Source organism: Xanthomonas sp. NCPPB 3959 (assembly GCF_056675575.1).
This window is the reverse complement of sequence record NZ_JBWWVR010000005.1, coordinates 113,278-135,638: the sequence shown is the minus strand read 5'-3', so window position 1 is coordinate 135,638 and position 22,361 is coordinate 113,278. Positions and strand designations below refer to the sequence as shown.

General features: G+C 62.2%; 15 protein-coding genes. 9 read left to right on the top strand and 6 right to left on the bottom strand.

Annotation, left to right across the window (positions count from 1 at the left end; genetic code table 11):
* Positions 1 to 6: 6 nt before the first annotated feature.
* Positions 7 to 783: an SIMPL domain-containing protein gene (locus AC1KVG_RS07995; protein ID WP_481094043.1), complete on the top strand. Its 777-nt coding sequence runs from the start codon at positions 7 to 9 to the stop codon at positions 781 to 783.
* 132 nt (positions 784 to 915) lie between these two features.
* Here AC1KVG_RS07995 and AC1KVG_RS07990 read toward each other — a convergent pair whose 3' ends face one another.
* Both AC1KVG_RS07990 and AC1KVG_RS07985 read right to left on the bottom strand, forming a co-directional pair.
* A complete protein-coding gene (locus AC1KVG_RS07990; protein WP_481094042.1) occupies positions 916 to 1,824 on the bottom strand; it encodes a LysR family transcriptional regulator in 909 nt (302 codons plus the stop codon).
* 191 nt (positions 1,825 to 2,015) lie between these two features.
* Positions 2,016 to 2,921: a LysR family transcriptional regulator gene (locus tag AC1KVG_RS07985; RefSeq protein WP_481094041.1), complete on the bottom strand. Its 906-nt coding sequence runs from the start codon at positions 2,919 to 2,921 to the stop codon at positions 2,016 to 2,018.
* A gap of 418 nt (positions 2,922 to 3,339) precedes the next feature.
* Between AC1KVG_RS07985 and AC1KVG_RS07980 the strand changes: the two genes are divergently transcribed.
* Positions 3,340 to 3,909, top strand: a complete 570-nt coding sequence (locus tag AC1KVG_RS07980; protein WP_481094040.1) for a flavodoxin family protein — start codon at positions 3,340 to 3,342, stop codon at positions 3,907 to 3,909.
* 31 nt (positions 3,910 to 3,940) lie between these two features.
* Entirely contained in the window at positions 3,941 to 4,240 is a 300-nt protein-coding gene (locus AC1KVG_RS07975; protein ID WP_481094039.1) for a YciI family protein, read from the top strand.
* Between the two features lie 270 nt (positions 4,241 to 4,510).
* On the opposite strand, the gene AC1KVG_RS07970 is transcribed toward AC1KVG_RS07975, so the two are convergent.
* Entirely contained in the window at positions 4,511 to 5,251 is a 741-nt protein-coding gene (locus tag AC1KVG_RS07970) for an SDR family oxidoreductase (RefSeq protein WP_481094038.1), read from the bottom strand.
* Between the two features lie 336 nt (positions 5,252 to 5,587).
* The gene (locus AC1KVG_RS07965; protein WP_481094037.1) at positions 5,588 to 6,487 is read right to left on the bottom strand and encodes a LysR family transcriptional regulator; all 900 of its coding nucleotides are present in this window, start codon (positions 6,485 to 6,487) and stop codon (positions 5,588 to 5,590) included.
* Positions 6,488 to 6,645: 158 nt separating this feature from the next.
* On the opposite strand from AC1KVG_RS07965, the gene AC1KVG_RS07960 reads away from it, so the two are divergent.
* The 4 genes from AC1KVG_RS07960 to AC1KVG_RS07945 all read left to right on the top strand — a co-directional run bounded on the left by AC1KVG_RS07960 (position 6,646) and on the right by AC1KVG_RS07945 (position 13,980).
* On the top strand, positions 6,646 to 7,557 hold the full coding sequence (locus tag AC1KVG_RS07960; RefSeq protein WP_481094036.1) for an NADP-dependent oxidoreductase: 912 nt from the start codon (positions 6,646 to 6,648) through the stop codon (positions 7,555 to 7,557).
* Positions 7,558 to 7,569: 12 nt separating this feature from the next.
* Positions 7,570 to 8,259: a glutathione S-transferase N-terminal domain-containing protein gene (locus AC1KVG_RS07955; protein ID WP_481094035.1), complete on the top strand. Its 690-nt coding sequence runs from the start codon at positions 7,570 to 7,572 to the stop codon at positions 8,257 to 8,259.
* Between the two features lie 283 nt (positions 8,260 to 8,542).
* Positions 8,543 to 10,756, top strand: a complete 2,214-nt coding sequence (gene paoC, locus AC1KVG_RS07950) for an aldehyde oxidoreductase molybdenum-binding subunit PaoC (protein ID WP_481094034.1) — start codon at positions 8,543 to 8,545, stop codon at positions 10,754 to 10,756.
* 320 nt (positions 10,757 to 11,076) lie between these two features.
* Positions 11,077 to 13,980 carry an HrpF/NolX family T3SS translocon protein gene (locus AC1KVG_RS07945; protein ID WP_481094033.1) on the top strand — a complete coding sequence of 968 codons (2,904 nt, stop codon included), beginning with the start codon at positions 11,077 to 11,079 and terminating at the stop codon, positions 13,978 to 13,980.
* A 693-nt stretch (positions 13,981 to 14,673) separates the two neighbouring features.
* On the opposite strand, the gene AC1KVG_RS07940 is transcribed toward AC1KVG_RS07945, so the two are convergent.
* Positions 14,674 to 15,324, bottom strand: a complete 651-nt coding sequence (locus AC1KVG_RS07940) for a hypothetical protein (protein ID WP_481094032.1) — start codon at positions 15,322 to 15,324, stop codon at positions 14,674 to 14,676.
* A 395-nt stretch (positions 15,325 to 15,719) separates the two neighbouring features.
* Between AC1KVG_RS07940 and hap3 the strand changes: the two genes are divergently transcribed.
* On the top strand, positions 15,720 to 16,163 hold the full coding sequence (gene hap3, locus AC1KVG_RS07935; RefSeq protein ID WP_481094031.1) for an Hpa3 family type III secretion system protein: 444 nt from the start codon (positions 15,720 to 15,722) through the stop codon (positions 16,161 to 16,163).
* Positions 16,160 to 18,193: a type III secretion system effector XopF1 gene (gene xopF1 / locus AC1KVG_RS07930; RefSeq protein ID WP_481094030.1), complete on the top strand. Its 2,034-nt coding sequence runs from the start codon at positions 16,160 to 16,162 to the stop codon at positions 18,191 to 18,193. The genes hap3 and xopF1 overlap by 4 nt, the downstream gene beginning before the upstream one ends.
* Before the next feature lie 111 nt (positions 18,194 to 18,304).
* Here xopF1 and xopZ read toward each other — a convergent pair whose 3' ends face one another.
* Positions 18,305 to 22,267, bottom strand: coding sequence for a XopZ family type III secretion system effector (gene xopZ, locus AC1KVG_RS07925; RefSeq protein ID WP_481094029.1), 3,963 nt, complete (start codon positions 22,265 to 22,267; stop codon positions 18,305 to 18,307).
* Positions 22,268 to 22,361: the final 94 nt, after the last annotated feature.

The window sequence follows — 22,361 nt, the reverse complement described above, 5'->3', positions numbered from 1 at the left end:
AACCCGATGAAGCGAGTTGCCCTCTGGATTTTCGCAAGCCTGTTGATGCTGCCGCTCGCCGCGACAGCGCAGGTCAACAGCCTGCCGTCGCAGCCGCATTTGCTGGTGAAGGGCCAGGCTTCGCGGACGGTTGATCCGGACCGTTTCATCCTAGATCTCAAGGTCGTCAAGACCGATATCCAGCCGGATGTAGCGCGAAAGTTCGTCGAAGACCGCGCAAGGCAGGTCTTGCAGGGGCTGCAGCGCAATCGTGTCATGAAAGATTCGCTCTATGCATCGGCGCTGTCGATCTCGCCGCAATCACGCTACGAAAATGGAACAACCGTTTTCTCAGGCACTCAAATAGAGCGCAGGATTCGCGGGACCTTTACCTCGCTGGTGGATGTGCGCGCTTTCCTTGGTGGGCTCGATGCCAATGAGAACGTGCAAGTGCTTTCGCTGCAAAGCAGCTACGCCGACGTAGCGCGGCTGCGTGCCGACCTCAAAGGTGAGGCAGCCAAGCAGTCGCGTGAATCGGCGCAAGGTCTGGCCGCCGCTTACGGCGTGCGCTTGACCGGGATTTACAGCATTTCTGATGTTGCACCGAGCTTCTCGTACGGCATCCAGGCCGGTACTTGGTCGGCCCCAGCATCGCCGACGCCAGCGTCCATCGTGTCGCCTCCGTCACCTCCAGCACCGCAAGCGCCGTCCAGCGGAGGTGGCAGTGCGCAAGGCGAAAGCCTGCTAACCGGCACCATCACCTACACCGAAAACATCTATGCGGTCTTCCTGATCGCGCAATGAGTCCCTGCCGTCCGGATCGTCAGCAAGGAAGGTGTCTATGTCATTGCCGAGCGCCTGCCCACCAGGGCACGCGAACCGCATATCGCGCACCCCGCGCGAAGCAAAATTTGGGCTGGTGACAACGCAAGGTATTTAGGTGCCGAGCGGAGCCAGCTCGCGGACCAGATCGAGCAATAGGCGCAAGCCAGTAGGCAGTTGCCGTCGGCTCGAGTAGTAAAGATGAAAGCCGGGTCCAGGGCTGGCCCAGTCCTCCAGCACGAGCCGGGCAGTGCCTGCCGCAAGCAACGGAGCCAGCACTGGCTCGGGCGCATAGACCAATCCTGCCCCACCTGTGAGTAGGGCCAGGCCTAGCCTGGTGTCGTCAATCGTCATTGTCCCGGGCACGTCGATAGTCAGGAATTCGCTGTCTTTTTCGAGTTCCCAGCGATAGATGCGGTCATTGCCCAGCCGGATGCGCACGCACTGATGATGGTGAAGGTCGAGCGGATGCTGCGGTATGCCATGGCGTGCGAGGTATGTGGGCGCCCCGGCGACCACCCATCGGATGTCCGGCGATAGCCGTTGGGCAATCATGTCTTCCGGCACGGTTCCACCGTAGCGAATCCCCGCATCAAAGCCTCCCTCGACGATGTCGATCATCCGATTGGTCGAAACAATATCGACTTCCACCTTGGGATAGCGTTCCGCAAAGATCGGTAGCACCGGGCCGAGCAGGAGCGGCACTGCATCGTTGATGACATTGAGCCGGATACGGCCGGCGGGCGAATTCCTGTGCTGGTTCAGCAGCTCTATGGCCTCGCCAATGGCTCCAAACGGCCCAGATATCGCCTGCAGCAGCTGTTCGCCGGCAGCTGTCAGCGTGACGCTGCGGCTGGTGCGATGAAGAAGCCTGACTGCCAGGCGTGTTTCCAGTCCCTTGATGGCGTGGCTCAGCGCTGAAGAACTCACCCCAAGCTCTGTGGCAGCACGGCTAAAGCTCAGATGCCGCGCAATTGTCAGGAAATAGACAAAGTCGGCCAAGTCTGCGCGATTAAGATTCATCTGTTTTCATCGGCATTCTGATTTGTAGTGCTGGAGATGATTCGGGCGCCAGATTCATGGCTGATCGTGTGAGTGAGCTTCGTCAAACAAGACCCCGCCTCGCGGCTGTTCTTTGATCGCGACCGCGTACATGGGCCATACGCCAGGTTTGACTTTCATGGACTCGCGTATCTCTGCAGTCGCGCTACGGTTCATTCCTCCTTCCACTTCCCAAGTTCCACGGCGAGCAGGTCGATTGCCAGGCGTGATCGGAGCGGTAAGTAATGCATGGCTGGCCATACCGCGCTGCATTCCATGACCGTGCTTGGCCGATTTCCCCAGATTTCTACAAGCGCTCCACGCTGCATCCGTTCCCGAACCAGCCAGTAGGGTAGCCACGCCAGCCCCATCCCTTCTGTTGCTGCGTCTGCAATCACCTCAAGATCGTTGAGGCGCATGCGTGAGCTGACCGCAACGTCGACTAGCTCACCCTCGGCATTTGGAAGACGCCAGACAAGACCCTGTCCATTACGCAAGTATGGAAGCAATGCATGGTCTGCAAGATCCTCAAGTGTGCGCGGCTCACCATGTGTCGCCAGGTAGTTCTTAGAGACACACAGAACCTTGCGTTGACTTATCAGGCGGCGAGAACGCAATGACGATCCGCTGGCTACTCCTCCATTACGCACTGCCAGATCAAAGCCCTCTGCAATTAAATCCACACTGCGATCACTCAGGTGCAGCTCAAGTTCCAGCTTGGGATGCTGCCGTGCATACGCGCGCAATATAGGCGCCACGCAATGCCGGCCGAACAGGACGGGGAGGGTGACGCGAAGCTTGCCGGCCACTTCGCGTTGGCCGTTCTCCAACATGACCTCTCCGACCCGCAACTCTTCTATCGCGCGAAGGCAGCGCTCGTAGTACTGCTGACCATCTTCGGTCAGGCATTGTGATCTGGTAGTCCGCTGAAAAAGCTGGACGCCGAGCCGATCTTCCAAACGCGCTATGGCTTTGCCCACCGCTGAACGCGTGAGCGAGAGTCGCTGGCCTGCTTTTGCGAAGCCTCCGGCCTCAACAACCTCGACGAACAACTGCACACCATCAAATCTGTTTCGCACGTGATGGTCCTTGCGTTCTCGGATTGTGGAGAAAAGGGGCTGAAGTAGAAATGACGACCGTGGAAAATCCTGGCCGCTCCGCACTGGATACCGGAAAAAAACGTTGTCGTACTAAATCGTTCTTCATTGGATTGTCTGGTGGATTGTCTGGTGGCCTACTTCGTGAGTGTATTGCTCTCATCGCATCGCTGCTGCTTCGTAGAATCCTGGATAGATCTTACGCGAGCTCCTTGTCGCTGCCATTGTAGAAAATGCGGATGCATCCTCCGGAAAAATGGCCGCCAATGCTGGCTCGGCTTCTACTTTATAGTCCCGCAGGTGCGTATCGAATGCACCGGAGACAGATGAGTAATACGCGCCTGACTCGGTCGACTCCGCGCGAGGAGGCACCACAGCACCAAAATTGACAGGTAGGCAGATGCTGATTTCTATCGTATATGACAGCGGTTTTGGCCATACGGCCCGAGTCGCTGAGGCCGTGGCAAAGGGCGCCAGAGAGGTTGACGAGGTCGATGTCAGGCTGATTGCAGTGGCCGATGACAGGATCGACTGGATGGTGCTTGAAGCAAGTGATGCGATCGTTTTTGGATCGCCTACTTACAACGGAATGATCAGCGCGAGGTTGAAGAAGTTCTTTGAAGATTCGACCAAGGCGGCATGGACGCGCATGAAGTGGCGCGACAAGGTCGCGGCAGGCTTCACCAACTCTGGTGCGCAGCACGGAGACAAACTCAATTCCCTGATATCGATGGCGTTGTTTGCCGCGCAGCACGGGATGATCTGGGTGGGTCTGGATCTAATGCCCGGGAACAGTAGCAGCAGTGGAGGCGTCGACGATCTCAATCGCCTCGGGAGTTGGCTTGGCGTGATGACGCAGTCGAACAACGACCAAGCTCCAGAGCTTGCTCCTCCTGCCAGTGATCTCAGAACGGCAGAGTACCTAGGTCGCCGTGTTGCCGAGACGACCCGTCGCTTTTGCAGCACTTGAATCGTCTGACAACCAACCAAGGACATTGACCATGAGATTGCTTTGCCTCGACATCCCGCAACCGGGTGCAACCCTGGAAAAGTACAAGCCGTATATGCTGGAAGAAGTCCAGCACAGTTGGCAGCGCTACAAGGACGGCGTTATTCGTGACATCTACTTCCGACAGGATCGTCCCGGTGTCGTGATCATTGCAGAGGCGGATTCGGTAGCAGCTGCAAAGTCCGCACTCGCTGAGTTCCCTCTGGCCAAGGCCGGCCTGATCGATTGGGACGTGATCCCGTTCGGACCCTTCTTTAACTGGGAAGTTCTGTTTGCGGCGGGCGGTCACTGACTATTGCTGCTTTGTCATTGGCAAGACTTACTCAAGAATTGAGGAAATCGAAGGGGCGTCTCACGCGGTCAAGCCGATCCTCTGAGCGTCAAGTACACAGAGCGTGGCCTCGCATATGCAAGGCCACGCTCCTCACGCATTACAAGGTGATTCCTGCGTGCCATCAGGAAATAGCCGAGTTCTCTAATGATCAGCCCGGACGCGTCTCCACATCACCGCCACTCGCTCAGCGCGATCAAAGGCGATCACAGATTCAATTGCAAAGTTGAACTATGCGCGGTTGTTCATGCGATCGAACATTGCTTCTCCCAACTCGCGCGTTCTTGCGGAGATGCCGACAAGCACCTCGTCTTTACCCTGGTCAAGCTGCGCGAATGCCTCGTCGACGAAATCTTCTGCACTGACCATCATGTTGTTGGAGACACCTCCGCTGCGCGTGTTGCCACCCAAACCCGTATCAACGATAGGGGGAGCGATCTCGATCACACGGATATTGGTGTCCCTCAACTGATGCCGCAGACTGAGCGTAAACGAGTGGATTGCAGCCTTCGTGGCGCAGTAAACCGGGACATCGGCCATTGGCGAAAAGGCCAGGCCAGAGCTGACATTGACGATATAAGCGTTGGTCTGCCGTTGCAGTAAAGGCAATAGATGGCTTATCAAGTGAATGGGAGCAGTGAAATTGATAGCCACTTCTTGGTCGAGGGTGTCCATCGCGGGGTCGGCCATGAAGTCGCGATGCACCTGAATCCCCGCATTGTTGACGATGGCGTTGAGGGTGGGGTGCTCGTCCTGCAGCCACTGTGTCAATGCGTTGCGGCTATTTGGATCTGCCACATCGCAGATGCGCGTGATCAGGGCGGGGATTTCGGCCTTTGCTTGCGCAAGAGAGGAGGCATTGCGGCCGCAGATGATGACCTGGTTGCCGTCGGCGGAGAAGCGCCTTGCCAAGGCAAGACCAATCCCCGTTGCGCCACCGGTGATGAGGATGGTGTTATGTGTGAGTTTCATCGTCTTGGATCCTTCGCTAAAAAATGGAGAAGGTATGACGACGATGAACCAGGCATCAGCGGCCACACCTTCGCTACCGGCATGCCGGGGCGGGAGGTGTCGCGGATACCCTGAGGCGGGAGGAGTTGCCATTCACTTGAATAGCGACCGGGCTACCATCCGGTCAGCACTCTTTCGACAGCCGCTTTCTACCATGGCGTCTCTTTCGCTACAACTGCTCTCCTCTTGCGACATTCAACAAACTCAAGGCGAGTATCTGAAAAGGCGCTGATTGCCCACGGAAACGCAGAGCGGCTGTTCGCTCTTTGAGCGTAAATGCGTCGACACCAGAAGCCGCTAGGGCGTGTCTTTGGAAAAATGCTCGCATAGAAACTCGACGAATGCGGTCACCTTGGGGCTCACCAGGCGGCGTGACGCATGCAACACCCAGCCTTCGAGCGGCGGTGCCTGTACGACGCCCCATTCGGCAACCCTCCCGCTGGCGATGTCTTCCGCCACGGCGGACCGCGGCACGACTGCTGCGCCGGCACCAGCCAATACCGCGTTTCTGATCAGGAGCGGCGTCGAGTACCAGAGCACCGGCCTGGGGAGATAGGTGCACATGTGCCCATCTTTATCGACGACCTTCCACGGAGGAATGACCTTGCGGCCGATGCGTGTGATGACCTGGAGTTCTACACCGGAGGGAGCCGCTTCGCTGGCTTGAGGACGACTCAAGCCCGGTGGAGCAACCAGCACCAATTGGTCGTTGAGAAAGCGCCGGCCGACGAGCTTGTCGTCCGTTGGAGGGTTGAAGCGAATCACGATGTCGTATCCGTCTTCCACCAGGTCGACAAGGCGGTCTTCAGCAGTCACCTCCAGTTGCACCTCTGGATGCGTGCGCAGGAAGGCGGCGCCGATGCGCCCCATGGCAATGTGCGAGAACAGCAGCGGCGCACTGATGCGTAGCACGCCGCGTGGCCGACCGATGCCTGATTTCAACTCTTCAACCACCTGGGCGATTTCGCCGAAGGGGTCGGACGTTCTCGCGTGGAGAACTTCGCCCTCCGGTGTGAGCCGTAGCGTGTGGCCGCCCCGCTCGACAAGCCGTATGCCAAGGCTCTCTTCAAGCGAACGTACTCGACGAGACAAGGTGGCCTTTGGTTGCCCGCTGGCACGGCTTGCGCTTCCGAAGCCCCCGTGGATGACGACAAGGTTGAAGTCTGCGAGGGCTGCGATATCCAAGGGATGTTCCATTTGCAAGACATCATGTCCAGGTATTCGAGACTATGCGCTTGGTTTGTGCGGGCGAACAATGGCGGCGTCGACAGGATCCCGGAGTTCGTAGGTGCGCTCAGCTCATGGTGCCCTCCGGGTTGTCATTTCATTCACTCACGTCTTCAAGGAATGCTCGCATGAAAGCAGTACGTTTCCACGCCTATGGTGGCTCTGAGGTCCTCAAGATCGAACAGATCAATGAGCCAGTGCCGGGTCCGGGGCAAGTTCGCATCCGGGTCAAGGCGGCAGCAGTCAATCCGATCGACTGGAAACTGCGTGCCGGATACATGCATGCAATGATGCCGCTTGCGTTTCCCGCAGGAAGCGGGTGCGAGGCTTCAGGCGTTGTCGATGCCGTTGGTGAAGGCGTCCCGGCTGATCTGCTGGGCAGCAGCGTGTTTGGCAAGGGCAACGATACGATGGCCGAATACGCCATCCTGGATGAGTGGGTTGCCAAGCCTGAAGCACTGACATTCGAAGAAGCGGCTGGCCTTTCGGTCGCTGCCGAAACGGCTGCACGCATCATCGATCAGGTGGGAGTCAAGCCCGGGGAGACGCTATTGATTAGCGGTGCTGCTGGCGGCGTGGGTTCTGCCGCACTTCAACTCGCGCGTGTTGCTGGTATCCGCACAATCGGCACGGCAAGCGAGCCAAAGCATGACTATCTACGTTCGTTGGGAGCGATCCCGACCACCTACGGACCGGGTCTTTCCCACCGTGTTGCCGAACTCGCACCCGAAGGGGTACAGGCCGCGCTCGATGTGGTCGACTCTGGAATGATTCCGGAGTTGGTGGCAATCACCGGTAGCCCGTCGAAAGTGGTGTCGATCGCCGATCTCACTGCACCGCAGTACGGGGTGACGACCTCCTTTGAGCCGATGGATAAGCAAAGCGCGACGAAAGTGCTGGAGCAGGTTGCGGCACTCTGTGTCGCGGGATCCTTTACGTTGCCGGTAGCGCAGACATTCCAACTGCAGGACCTTGCAGCGGCGCATGACCTGAGTGCCCAGGGGCATGTCACCGGACGGCTCGTTGTGACTTTTGACTGAGCTTGAGTGACGATGATAGATCTCTACTATTGGCCCACCCCCAACGGCCACAAGGTCACCTTGTTTTTGGAAGAGGCTGGTCTGGACTACACGCTCAAGCCGGTCAACATCGGCAAGGGCGACCAGTTCGCACCTGAGTTCCTGCGGATTTCGCCCAACAACAAGATGCCGGTCATTGTCGATCATGCTCCCGCCGATGGCGGTGCACCGCTGAGCGTTTTCGAGTCCGGCGCGATCCTTCTGTATCTTGCCGAGAAGACCGGTCGGTTCCTGCCTGCTGACGCACGCGGCCGCCTTGTTGCTCTGGAGTGGTTGTTCTGGCAAGTGGGTGGCCTTGGTCCGATGAGCGGCCAGATGGCTCACTTCAGCGTCTATGCGCAGGAGAACATTCCCTATGCCATCGATCGCTACACTGCCGAGGTGCGTCGATTGCATCGCGTGCTCGACCAACGCCTGGCCGAGCACGCCTTCGTCGCTGGCGCCGAATACGGCATCGCCGACATGGCCAGCTATCCCTGGTTCGAGGTCTATGGCGAGCTGAAGCCCGATTACGACGCGTTCCCGCATCTGCAGCGCTGGCAGGGTGACATTGCCGCACGCCCGTCAGTGCAGCGTGCTTACGCGCTCAAAGACCAGGTCAACCCGAATGCCGGGCAGCCCCTCAGTGATGAGGAGCGCCAACACATGTTCGGCAGACGCTGAGGACTGCTCCGGCAGGCTCCGGGACAGGCGCCTTGCGATGGTTACCTCTGACCTGCGCCTGGTGCCCAAACGCGATGAAGTGATTGCTGAAAAATTCTCATGAGCGCATCCCGGCCCGACCAGCGTCGGCACTCCTGGGGTTTGGTACAACAGCTGGCCATGTGCTCGTGTGCGCATCCCCAGCCCTGTTGGCAACCGAGCCAACTGTTGCGCCGGGAAATTTCAGCACGCGATCGCACTGCCCGATACGCAGCTTTCGCATGCTGCGCTGGAGATACGTTCAATGAAGTTCGACACGCCGGCAGGCATCACTCCCATCGACCAGCTCAGGGTGGTCGGCAAGCCCGTGGACCGTATCGAAGGCCCGCTCAAGGTGACGGGCACCGCGCCCTACGCCTACGAGTGGCATGACAACGTGCAGGATCTGGCGTACGGCTACATCGTCGGTGCCGCGATCGCCAAGGGGCGTATTGCGCACATCGACACGACCGACGCTGCGAAAGCTGCCGGCGTGCTGCATGTGCTCACCTACAAGAACGCCCAGGCACTGGCAACCGGCGAGTTCTACGTGCAGCGCTTCCTGGCCGCGCCCGAGGTCGAGCATTATCACCAGCCCGTTGCGGTGGTGGTGGCCGACACCTTCGAGCAAGCGCGTGCGGCGGCTGCGCTGGTGCGCGTGGAGTATGTGCGTGAGGCCGGCCGCTATGACCTGGCGCAGCAGCTGGACAGTGCGCCGATCGCACAGCAGGCGCCATTTGGCGGTCCACCGCAAACCTCGGTGGGCGACTTCGCCGCGGCCTTCGCGGCCGCGCCGGTCAAGGTCGATGCCAGCTACACCACGCCGGACCAGGCGCACGCGATGATGGAGCCGCATGCCAGCATCGCCAGTTGGCAGGGCGATCAGCTCACCTGCCGCACCTCGATCCAGCAAATGAACTGGGGCCGGCGCGATCTGGGCAAGATCCTCGGCATTCCCAAGCAGCACATCCGCTTGCTCTCGCCGTATATCGGCGGCGGCTTCGGGGGCAAGGGCACGGTCCAGTCGGATCTGGTCATGGCCGCACTCGCCGCCAAAGCGGTCGGTAGACCCGTCAAGGTGACGCTGCAACGGCCGCTGATGTTCAACAGCACCATCCATCGGCCAGCGACGATCCAGCGCGTCAGGCTGGGCGCCACACGCGATGGGCGCCTCACCGCCATCGGCCACGAAAGCTGGTCCGGTAATCTGCCCGGCGGGCGTACCGAGCCCACCACGCTTTCGACCCGCGTGCTGTACGCAGGTGCGAACAGGATGACGCAGGTGCGCCTTGCCGTGCTCGACCTTGCCGAAGGCAACGCGATGCGCGCGCCCGGCGAGGCGCCCGGCATGATGGCGCTGGAAATCGCCATGGACGAGCTGGCCGAACAGCTCGCGCTGGATCCGGTTGCGCTGCGCATCCTCAACGACACCCAGGTGGATCCGGAGAACGCGGGCAAGCCGTTTTCCACGCGCGCGTTCGTCGAGTGCCTGCGGGTCGGTGCCGAGCGCTTCGGTTGGAGCCAACGGCTGGCGCGGCCGGCAAGCGTGCGCGATGGGCAGTGGCTGATCGGCATGGGCATGGCCGCCGCCGTGCGCGGTGCACCGATTTCCAAGGCAGGTGCGCGTGCGCGTCTGGATCGCACCGGCACGGTGACCATCGAAACCGACATGACCGACATCGGCACAGGCAGCTACACCATCGTGGCGCAGACCGCTGCCGAGATGCTGGGCGTGCCATTGCAGCAGGTCGTCGTCCGCCTGGGCGATTCCAGCTTTCCGGAGACGCCAGGGTCGGGCGGTCAGCAGGGCGCGGCCTCGGTTACCGCAGGCGTGTATGCAGCGTGCGTCGCCCTCCGTCACGCGATCGCCCAGCGGCTTGGCATGCAGGCGGACGCGGCGCAGTTTGCCGATGGCATGGTGACGGCCGGCACGCGCCGCGTGCCTTTGCGCCACGCGGCAGAGCAGCACGACATCGTGGTCGAGGATGCGATGGAATTCGCTGGCTTGAAGGAGCGCTATGCCCAGCAGACCTTCGGTGCGCATTTTGCGCAAGTGGCCGTCAACGGCTACACCGGCGAAATCCGCGTGCGACGCCTGCTGGCGGTCTGTGCGGCCGGACGCATTCTCAACCCGAAGACTGCCAGAAGCCAGATCATCGGCGGCATGGTGATGGGTGTCGGCGCCGCGCTGATGGAAGAGATGGCGGTCGATCGCCGCTTGGGCTTTTTCGTCAATCACGACCTGGCTGGTTATGAAGTGCCCGTGCATGCCGATATTCCGCATCTGGAGGCGCATTTCATCGACGAGGTCGATCCCACCATGTCGCCGCTCAAGGCGAAAGGCGTCGGCGAATTGGGGCTGACAGGTGTAGCGCCGGCCATCGCAAACGCCATCTACAACGCCACCGGCATTCGTGTCCGTGAGTATCCGATCACCTTGGACAAGTTGCTGGCGCAGCTTCCGCTTCCAGCGGAATGAGCGAGCTGCGGCCAGGCGATCCGCGGGCTTCATAGGCGTGTCTGCAGACTATTCACTGCGCAGCCAATGGTAACGATCCGGCCAATTGTCTCGTGCCCGCGTCCATGGATCAGCGTGTCTTACCTCTACCTCGGTTTGCAGGCTCGCCGCCCGCGCGCACTTTCTTGCGCTTTTTTCGCCAAAATAGTTCATCGGCGCATGCATCCCTTGGCGAGAATGGCAACATTCGTGTTCGCCGCATGAGACATGCCCGTGTGACCGTATGAGCATGTACTCATATGCAGCCGCTCTGTCACTGCTCTGCCATTGCGAGGCCGCACATGTCGCTCAACACGCTTTCGACCGGGAGTGCCGCCGGTCTGTTTCTACCTCTCACGGATGACGCGTCGTCGCCGGAGGCGCCCGGATCCGATTCGGCCATGAATGATTCCGATCTGTTGCTGGCGATGGACAACCTGTTCTTGCAGCAGATTTACAGCTTGATTGCCGCCACCTACGGCAACACGCCAATCAATGGGCCAGGCAACGACATTCCGGGGTTGCCCACGCCTTCAGCGGACGACATTCAAGCCAACCAGCCGATCGAGAAACGCACGTCCTGGCCGACGCTGCCGACCCCGTTCGACCCCAAGGACATCAAGGGGGCCACCGCGCCACCCGCCATGCCGGGGTCATCGGTGACCTGGGACGGCGGCACGCTCACGCAGTCGCAGCTTCAGATCGTCTCTACGCTCAATCAGCATCGCGACAAGATGCCGATCGAGTTCGCCAAGCTCGACGAAAAGATCAACGATCCATCCACTCCGCCGGACCTGAAAAAAGCGCTGCAAGGTCTGCAACAGGATCCTGGGCTGTTCTTCGCCATGGCATCGCAGGGCCACGGCAAGCACCACGGCGACGACCAGGGCAAGTGCAACGGCAAACTCATCGCAGACAACCTCTACGACTTTGCCGACCGCCATCCGCAGGTGAGTGAGCTGGGCGGGAAGAACGCGACCTACAACCCCGAAAAGTTGAAGGGATCGACTCCGCCGCCGGCGGCAGAAGGTTCATCGGTGACATGGGACGGTGGCACGCTCACGCAGTCCCAGCTTGAGATCGTCTCCACGCTCAATCAGCATCGCGACATGATGCCGATCGAGTTCGGCAAGCTCGACGAAAAGATCAACGATCCATCCACTCCGCCGGACCTGAAAAAAGCGCTGCAAGGCCTGCAACAGGACCCCGGGCTATTCTTCGCGATGGCATCTCAGGGCCACGGCAAGCACCACCACGACGACCAGGGTAAATGCAACGGCACGCTCATTGCCGCCAATCTCTATGACTTTGCCGACCGCCATCCGCAGGTGAGTGAGCTGGGCGGAAAGAACGCGACCTATAATCCCGAAAAAATGAAGGGGCGTGACCTGCCACCTGCGGTGGACGGCTCGTCGGTCACCTGGAAAGACGGGACGCTCACCCAGAACGAATTGGAAATCGTCACCACGCTCGATCGCCACAAGGACCAATTGCCGGTCGCGTGGGCCGATCTCGATGCGAAGATCAACGATCCTGCGACGCCGCCGGATCTGAAGAAGGCATTGACCGAACTGCAGAAGGATCCGCGGCTGTTCTTTGCCATCGGCTCGCAGGGCGATGGCAAGTGTGGCGGCAAGATCACCGCCGGCGATCTCAGCAAGTTCTCGGCCGGCCACGCGCAGGTCGCGGAATACGCCAACAAGCAAGCCAAGGGCTACACGCAAAACTATGTGGCGTCGGACAGCCCGGACAAAACCCAGCCAACGGTCATGACCGAAAGCGACGCGATGCGCGAACTCTATCGCTACTCGGACTATCTGCCGAAGGATCTGAACCAGGACGCCTTCAAGCACCTGGTCGAAGGCGACAGCAAGACCAAGAAGTGCCCGCCGCAGGTCATCGCCGCCGCGCAGTATTTTCGTGAGCACCCGGACCAGTGGAAGGCGCTGGCGGGAGACGCGGGTTCGATGAGTACGCCGGATTTTCTGCAGAAATCCGCATCGCAGATGCACCTGACCGCCCCCGAACTGAAAACGCTCGACACCATCAACAGCCACCAGGATGCCTTCTTCGGCGACGGCAAAGAGGTGACCCGCGACAAGCTCGACACGATCGTCAAGGACGATAAAGCCGACCCCGCCGTGCGCGACGCCGCCAAACAGTTGTTGGGCGACCCGCTGCTGTTCGGCTTGTTGAACAATTCGATCACTGGCTACAAGAAGCCCCACAGCTTCTTCGGCGGTGGCCATGTCGTCGACTCAGGCAAGATCAGCAACAAGGATTTTCGGCAGTTCTACGATCATATGACGGCCGCCAACAAGGCCGTGGAGAAATCGCCCACGCACGCGGCCACATCGCCCGACCAGAAGAAGGCGGTCGCGGACATGTTGATGGGCAAAGCCGATCAACCCGAGATCAAGCAGAAGAAAAAGGACATCGGCACCTTCGGCAAGGGACTGCATGAGTTCCTCAAGTGGGACAGCAAGATCTTGGACTGGGCCTCCGTGGGACTCAGTGCACTGAACGGCATCCCCATCATCGGCGAGATTGCGGATGTAGGAGCGGTGGCATTGGAGAGCGAAGCGCAGGCAGCACAAGTTCTCGACACTGCACTGCAAGGCGGCGACATGAAACTGGCGTGGGAACTCGCCGGCATCAACATGGCTGGGGCGCTGGTGGGTGCCGCCGGTGGACCCACGGCCAGACTCGCAGCCAAGGGGGTCGCCAAAGGGGTGGCCGAGGGCGCAGCCAAGGGGGTGACCAAGGGCGCAGGCGAGGGCGCGGCCAAGGGTGCAGGCGAAGGTGCGACCAAGGGTGCAGGCGAAGGTGCGACCAAGGGGGCAACCGAGGGCGCGACCAAGGGCGCAGGCGAGGGCGCGACCAAGGGCGCAGGCGAGGGCACAGTCAAAGGAGAAGGCAAGGGGGCAGCCAAGCGGCAAAAGCGCATTGATGGGGTTAAAGGATATTTAGTAGGCAACGACATTAATCGATCGACGGACATGCTCAAGGCGCCTGTGTTGGCGGGATTGCATTATGAAGAGGTGCGATTGGATAAAGAGAAGAAAAACGGCGAAATCCGCCAGAAGCTGGAGGACGCGGGCGGAGTGCCGTTGGGGAAGCAGATTATCCCGAAGGACGTTGCGGACAACTTCGAGGCGGACACGAAGGAAAACCTCCGGAATTTGCGGGGCGGGCGGCGCAGGTAATGATCGCCTTTGTTCGGCGTTCGCTGTGAGAGGAGCGCAGGCGATCGCCATGATCGCCTGATGCGATCCTGCTACTTTGAACGCCAATGTGCCTTGCCGGCTGCTGCTTGCGACCGGCAGGCATTACTGCAGCGGCCTCGGGCTGGGAGTGCTCGCGAGAGCTCTAGAGGTGGCGAGCGTGGTAATGGCGCTGCATCGAAACGTGAGAGGCTAGCTCGCTGGGTTAGCTCGCCGGGCGGCTCTCTCCGCTTGGGTTATCCGAAAAGCGGAAAGCGGAAAGCGGACTGCGGATCATCCCGCCTGATGGTCATGAGAGGACGAGTCGTCATGCCAGACCTCTTTGTCCAGCGCGATCTACGTGCTGTTGCGGGGTGATGTATGAGGAGCGGCCATGCCTATTGGTGGCATTCGGTACGCTGCATGATGCGAGCATCGGAGGCCAGGGGCGGCTCAGCGTGCGAAACCACTGTCTCCTGGTCAAGCATAAACTCTTGTATGCAAGCGCAGCGGCAATTTGATTATCTATCGATCATCGCCACTGGCATAGCCTGCCCGAAGGGCATTATCCTTGCCTACCTGATAAGGTGAACGGCCGGATCAATGCAGGGCTGAGCGCTTGGGCTGCAGCCCTGCAGCAGGGTGTGGCAGAGGATTTTTACCAGTTGCCTGCGAATAGCTACGGACTACTGGGGATCACTGACGGGACCACGTTTGAACACTTGACACATTATTGCTATTGAAATAATTCAATAACTCCTCTCTCGTTCGCACTTCTGTTACATGGCTGACCTGGCGATCCCAGATGACCAGCTTTTCACCTTGGCGCATCGCAGCAACCAGGTGTCCGATGCCTGAATGACGCTCCATGCCGATCGCAATCTTTTCGTAGTCTGGAAGCTGATGCAGTGCACTGGCAAGGTCTTCCGGCGATCCGCGCTGGTGTTTGACACTGCCATTTTCGAATCTGCTGATTGCCCAGGTAAATTGGTCGGGCGTCATGCCATGCTGGCTAATGTATTGAATATTTTCTTGTGTCAGACCCAGCCCGTTGACCACATGCGCCTCAGGAAGCCCGGTCAGTGCCGCAATCGTATGAAGACCGCAATCGTTGCAGGTGCCTGCGTGGAATGGCGGCATGCCAAGTGGCCGCATTTGCTGAGCCTGTGCGGACGATTGAGCAGGCTTAGGAGCGGTGCGATATCTCTTCGGAGCGGAACGTCCCTGGAGTTGTGCAAGCGGTCCATCGGTTTTTGTGGTTGGCCTGCTTTGCCTTTCGTCGCTCGGTGAATTCACTACATGGTTATTGTAGGAACGTGCTGTCTGGGGTGCGGAAGAAACCTTCATGAATACCACTCGCTTGTATTGATGAAATAGGGTGAAGCGCAACGCTCGATAGCGAATCCACGTCTGATGTTTCGGGTGGCCGCTATGGGCGGAAACAATGCAGCACGCTGACCCATTTTTGCGACCTGCATCGCGAAGTCGAGCATATCGATGCGAATGTCCGGGGTGTAAGCGACTTAATCCCGGACCCGTGGTGTGCAACGTGATCTCGCATTGCTTCGGAGTGCGGTGCACTTGATCCAGGTCTCGGTTGCACGTTTTTCGGCAGGACATCTTCGCGCACGGCAAGAGTCTTTCGCAGGGCTTTGCCCAGGTATGCGTCCCGTACCGGAGACTTTGTCCTACCGGAATGGTGTATCGGTACTCATCGCCTACTTTCTCGAGGATTTCGGAAAATGTCGGAATTGGGAAAACTCCACACAGCGAACGACGCATTTTTCACCAGCCTGGCGGTCCGTCTTGGGTTGCCCGACGAGCTTGCGCAGCGACTTGGTGAAGGAGAAACCATCCTTGGCCCTGCGGGCATGCTGTGCCGTGTCCACACGCAGGTGCAGCAGGGCGAAATGACGGCCTTCCCGGAAGTGATCCTGCCACTGGCCGCACGCGAGCTCGGCGGCGATGAGGTGGTGACGCTGCTGGCGCTGCAGGAACAATTACTGACGCACTATGGATGGCGGCTCACGCTCTCGGATCTTGGGCTGCTGTGTGTCTGCCCGCTGTTGCTCGAGCGCACGCCCGATGCCGTGGCCACCGCGCTGGAGCGCGGGCAAGTGGTCGCCCGTGTGGTGCTGGACGCGCTGGTGACGCAGGCCGGCAGCCCGGCGGAGGTGGCCTCATGAAGCTCACCAGCGACATTGGGGCCTCTTCCAGCAGCCGCGCAACCTCGCCTGCCCCCACACAGCCAACGCAGGCCGAGGAGGCCGCTGCATCACCGCAGACGCGGCCTCCAGCCGGGCCGCTTGCGGGCTTACGCTCTCCAGGCCCGATGTTGCGCGGTCGTCGCGCAGCGTTTCCACGTCGCGCGACGACCGACGCAAGTCATGCCGAGTCCTCGCATGGCGCATCCCATCGCTCGGAGTCCTCGCAGTCGTCGCATTCTTCGGAGCTGACGGATGCAGCGTTTTACACTCCGCCGCTAAGCCCCGGGTCCTCGGTCAGCGATGTATCGGACGCGCCTGCCGCGCCTGCCGTTGCAGCGACCTATGCGCAGCGCAGTGCGTCGACAGCCGCTGACTTGAAGGGGCAGATACGCGCACGCCTGGACAAACTGCCATTTGCAGCGCCGTCGGAGGAGCAGGAGGCGCTGCAGGCCGCGTATCTGGAATGGGCGGACGCGCGCGTGGATGAACGCATCACCGCGTTCGGACCGGATGCCGGATACCAGGTTGTCGGCGATATGAAGACGGCAGGCGCAAAGGCAGCGTGGCCGATCGCCTACGAGTGTCTCAGAGCCTTCGTCATCGGCTCGATGCGGACTCCGTTCGGTCTTGCCGCGGGCGCCGCCTACGACAACTCGCGCCCGCCCGGATCGGAGACGCTGAGTACGTCAACGCTGTCCGGTGCGGTGGCGGGCGTGGTGTCCTATGCCAGCGATACGTTGCTGATCCCGGCAATGGACCGGCGCGCGCGCGTTGCGAACTTGCCGCGTTTTCAGACCATCGACCCGAAAATCCTGGTGCCCGATCCGCCGCCGGCCGTGCTGGAAATCACCGACGGAACCAAGCGTTTCACGCGCCCGGGCGAGGGCAACGCACCCACGCTTGCCGAGCTCAAGGCGCAGACCTACGACCTCCGCCAGGGCATCACCCAGTGGCAATCGACGTTGGACGACAAGTCCCTGGACACCTTGTTGCTCAAGCCGACGATCAACGCAGGATTCAACGCGGCGCGGCGAACCTCCGACGACCCGGGCACGCGCACGCCGGCCGGCCAACTGGGGTTGAGCGCGCTCGCCATTGGCGGGGCAGGGGTGGTGCAGAAGGCGATGCTCGAAACCGGCAAGGCGGTGGCGCGCACCGGCCAGATGCGCGTGCCCGACCTGCTGGGCGGACAGCAGCGGCTGAATCTGTTTTCGCTGGCGTTGCCGGACAAGACGCGTCGGCCGGCGCAATGGTCCGATGCTGTGCGTTTTCCCCCCAACTATCTGCTGGAGACCGGGAAAGAAGGCCTGGCGTTGGCCAGGCAGGCCTTGAGCACCACCAACGCGATCACCACTGCGCTACGCGATGTGCTGGGCCGTCACATGCTCAGCAACGTGCTGGCCAATTTCGCCTCGCTCGGGGCCGGCCGCCTGATCGCTGCGCCGTTGCGCGGCGGCAACGAAAACGGCAGCGTTGCGGGCGAAGCCGCCAATTCCACCGCCACGGTCGTGCAGCAGGCGGTGCAGACCCTGTTCAACGATACGGTCTGGAATGCGCTGAAGGCCAAGAACGGCGCCAATACCACCCAGGCGACGCGACTGGATCAGGAACGTGCCGTTACCGCGGCCAATCATCAACGCACCATCGAACGCACGCTTCAGGCGCTGGCCGAGCCCATCGACGAGGCGATCGCGCTGTTTTCGGCGCCGACACCGGCGCAGATTGCGCGTGCCCTGGAAGAGGGAGAGCGGCTTGCGCCTGCACCGGGGCCGCAGGCGGGGAGGTTGCGCGAAGCCCTGGAGACATTGCGCGCGGAAATCGGCACGCAGTCCCCCTCGATTGCGACCATCGACACGGTGCGCGATGCGCTGCACGCCGGGCAGAAGGCGATGTTCAGCGGAGTGCCACGCAACGACCTCACCGCGACACTGGATACCGAGTTGACGACGCTCAGGGACGCGTTGCACGAGAGCGAGAAACTGCGCCAGTGGGAAAGCGGCCGGCCGTGAGCGATCGATCGCGCGGATGAGCCACTGGCGGATTGCACGCCGCTAAGACAGACGCAGCCGCCGCTGCGTCTGTCGCTCGCTGATGCTCCCGGTGCCGGCCTGGCGCGCGGCTTACCCGCGAGTAGTGGGAGTGGGAGTGGGCGCTGCGGCGCGCGGGACCGCTTCGTACGCCGGCCATTGACCGACCGTGCGCATGGCCTCGGCGATGCGGTTGCGCTGACGCTTGACGATGAAGTCCACGCCACGTTCTTCGGTCAGTTTCGCCTTCTCGCGGACCAGCAGCAAGGTCGGCTCCCACACGGCGGGCTGCTGCAGCAACGCATCGAAGGCCGTGCGCTCGGCGAGTGCACGCGCGTGGTCACCCGCGTCCTGCGCCACCAGTGCAAGTGCCCGGTGCACGTCCAGCAACGGCGCAGCGGCGCTGCGTAATGCCTCGTCCGCAAACAGTGCGGCCAGCGCGTTGCCATCGGCAAAACGCCTGGCCTGCTGCATGAACTGCTCCAGTTGCAGCTCTGCCAGCACCGGTTGCAAGGTCTGGTCGACATCGTTGCCCAGCTTGACCAGGCCGTAGTCGGCCCAGCGCTCCCACTGGGTGCGGACCAGGCGTTCGAACGCGGCGAATTGCGCGAAATCGGTTGCGCGGTCGCTGCGGGCCGCATCGATTTCGCCGCCGAACTGGAACAGCGTGCAGAACGCGGTGGCCACGTCCGCGCTCACTTCGGCGACATAGCCGGCTTCGATTGCCGAGACCGTGGTGCTGGCTGCAGGCGTCGCCGATGCACCTTCGCGGCGTTGCTGGGCAAGTGCCAGTTGTACGCCGGCCGTCAGGCGTGCGGCCGCTTCCACCCGGCGTGCGGCGGTGGCGTCGCAATACTGCGTAGTCATGTAGCCGGCCACGGTCGTCGACGTCCAGCCGAGGTCCTGGCGCGCTTTGATGCCGAGCCCGAGCGAGCCGCCCGCACGACGGCCGTGTGTATCGCCTGCGCGCAGGCCGGCGCTGACGCTGGCGCTGCATTCGGTTCCCTGGCTGACGCGTGCGGCCTGGTCGATCAGTCCGACGCTGGCCTCCGGATGCTCGGCCAGCAACGCATGCATCCAGTCCGCGCCGTGTGGCTGCTCTGGATGATCGGGTGCTGCGCGGCGCACCAGATGCTCCAGCATGCGCAAAAACGCCTGCAACAGCGCCGGTTCGCGGCCCTTGCCCAGCCGGGGGATACGGATCTGCAGGCCGTCTTCCACACCGACCTCGCGCCGATAGCGCCAGTCCACGGCGGCCGACACGCCGGCTGCTGCGTAGGCACTGTCCACAGCGATGCCATAGCCGGCAGTCAGGCCCGCACCGAGCTGGCGCTGCGTCGCGGATTGGCGACTGATCTGCAGGTACAGGCCGGTACGTCCCATGTAGAACTCCAGCGAGGCATCGCGATTGCACTGCATGCTGGCGATCAGTCGCGCGCCCAGGCCGAACGCAGATCCTGCAACGGCAGCTGCCGCCGAAAGCGGTGCGAGATTGGCGCCCCAGGTCCGTTGGCAGGTCATCCGCCAGCGGTCGCGCCATTCCAGGTGCGAGAGCATGTCGCGCAGCAGGTCCAGCAATGCCTCGGGGTGGGCCAGGGCGCCGGCACCGGTCTGCTTGGCCAACTGCAAGGTCTTGTCGATGGCGGTGTCGAAATGCGCCAGGCAGTCATCCGCATGTGCGAGCCACAAGGCGGCCTGTGGCGAGGCATCGCTTGCTTGCAGCTCGGCCGCTTGCTCTGCGTGCTCCGCCCGCACGGTAGACAGGCAGGTGCGCAATAGATCGAACGCGGCTGGCGCGGTGCAGCGGCCGCTTCGCACCTGCTCCCAGGCACGCTGCAATCCTTCCGGTGGCGCTGCCTGCACCGCTGCACCGCCCGGCATGCTGGATGCCTGTGCCTGATGGTGGTCGTGCAGCACCGCCGCACGTTCGGCGATGCGTGCCAGGGTGGCGGCATCGAAGACCATGCCGCTGCGGTCCACGTCCTCATCGACCCACTGCAGCAGCTCGGCAGCCGCCTGCCAGTGCAACTCGGCCTGCGATGGCACACAGCCCTGCGGCCGGGCGGCGTGCAATGCGCCCAGGTAGCCGATCAAGGCAGCGCAGGCGTGTTCCAGGGTCAGGTTGGTGCGTCGACGCGGTGTCGGCAGTGCGGTGGCCGATGCGACCTCCAGCCCCTCCGACAAGGCATGCAGTGGATTGGGAGCGCTCGCGTGTGCGCCTGCAGGATGGGGCGAGGTGGCCGTGCGCACCGCCTCGCCGAATGCCTGCAGGTGGGCGTTTGCGCGCGCATACGCCGAGTCGGGAGCACGCGACTCGTAGCCGTTGCGCAGCGCATGGTAGGCCGCGCGTTCGTCGCTGCTGCAGGTCTGCAGCGCCTGCGCCGGGTCGGCCGCGTGCAGGGCACTTCCGGCCGCGCGCCGTGCATCGCTCAGCCAGCACCGCGTGGCGGCATCGTCCACAGGCGTGGCGCGCAGCAGCGCATCGGCCCGTAATGCGATGCGCGCGATGTCCTGGCGGCCCGGGTCGGCGGCACGCTCGTGGCGTGCCTGGATCAACTGGCCGAGCACCTGGCGGCCGCGCGGCACGCGCGCCAGGGTCTCCAGCCAGCGCGTCGTCGCCGCCTCGATCGCTGCGCGAGGAATCCCGGCGTGCTCGCCCATCGTCGCGCCCTGTTGGGCATCGTGCTGTTGCGGATCGGCAGGGATCAGCGCGCTCCAGCTGCTGTTGTGGACATGGTCGAAGGTGGCAAGCAGCAGCGCCGCCGCGTCAGCGCGGTTGTCGCCGAGCACACCGGCCACTGCCGAGCGCAGCGCGCCAAGCGCGATGGCCACGATGCCCGCTGCAGGCACCGCCTGGTCTCCGAAACGCGTGGTGGAGAGCCCGCTCGCCCATGTCGACAAGCGCTTGCGCAATGCGGTGGCCGCGGCGGCCTCGGTTGCGCTGGATGCGGTCTGCGCGATCTGCGCGGTAATCAGTGCGTCCGATGCGGCCAGTAGCGCCTGGCTGGCGCGCAGATCGTCGGCCGCTGCGGTGTCGACCTCCTGCGCGAGCGAGTGCGTCAGACCCGCCAGCGCCGGCAACAATGCACGCAGCTCGTCGGCGTGCGCAGCGGTCTCGAACAGGTCGCCAGCTACGATGTGCGCAGACTGCAGCGCCTGCGCCAAGGTGGTGTCGAGGCTGGCGGCGCGCACTTGCAGGCGCTGCAGCGAGGCCTGCTGTTTCTCGCGCAGGGCGGACAGATGGCGCGCGTGCTCGTGCAGCTTGCGGATGCGATCCAGCGCGGCTTCGTGCTTGAGCATGTCGCGCAGGCGCGGTCGACGATCGCTTGCCGCAGGCGCGGGCATGGCCGTCAGTTGGTCCAGTTGCTGCTGCAGCTGTTGCTCGGTGTGCGCCAGGCGCTCGCTGCAATCGGCGATGTGTTTGCGTAGCAGCGCGTTCCAGGTGGCCAGCACCTGTTGGCGTTTGCGGGTCTCGTTGGCACGGTTGGCCAGGCGCGGTGCGCGTCTGGCATGCAAGCCGGTGTCCTGCTCCAGGCGATCGAGATGCAGCTGCACCAGGCGCTGCAGCGCTGCGGCCTTGCGCACGGCGATCCGTGCATCGCTCAGCCGTTGCGAGGCGGCGAATGTCGCTGTCTGCAAGGGAGCCAGTGCGTGCCAGTCGCCCGGTTCCGATCGAGCGGGTGGTGCAGGCTGCGCAGACGTGCCCTGGTAGCGCAGCAGGCGCGTGTGGTCGGGAGTGGCCTGCCGGGCGATGCCCACCGCCGTGCCGGCGAGCCGGGCGAGCCTCTGCAACGACTTGCGCACGCCGCGCAGCCTGCCTGTCTCGCGCGGCGCAGGCGTGCCCTGTCCGGTGTCGGAAGCAGCTACGGTGTAGCGATGTACCCGTGCGGCCACATTCATTTCTGCCGCACGTGCTTCGGACTCGGCCGCGGGCCCATCCAGTTGATGCAGTCGGTGATGGGCCTGCTTGTGTGGCGAGGGCGTACCTGCATGCGCGGTGCTGTGGCTGTTGCCAGGCAGCCCGACTGTCACGGTGGAGGGGCGAATGCGGGTCAAGGTCGATCTCTCGCGTGTGGCGGTTCGCGTCCGACTGTGCTCGCCGCTGCTGTAAAGCCGAACAGGGCGAGCGGCCCGTTTGCACATGGCAGCA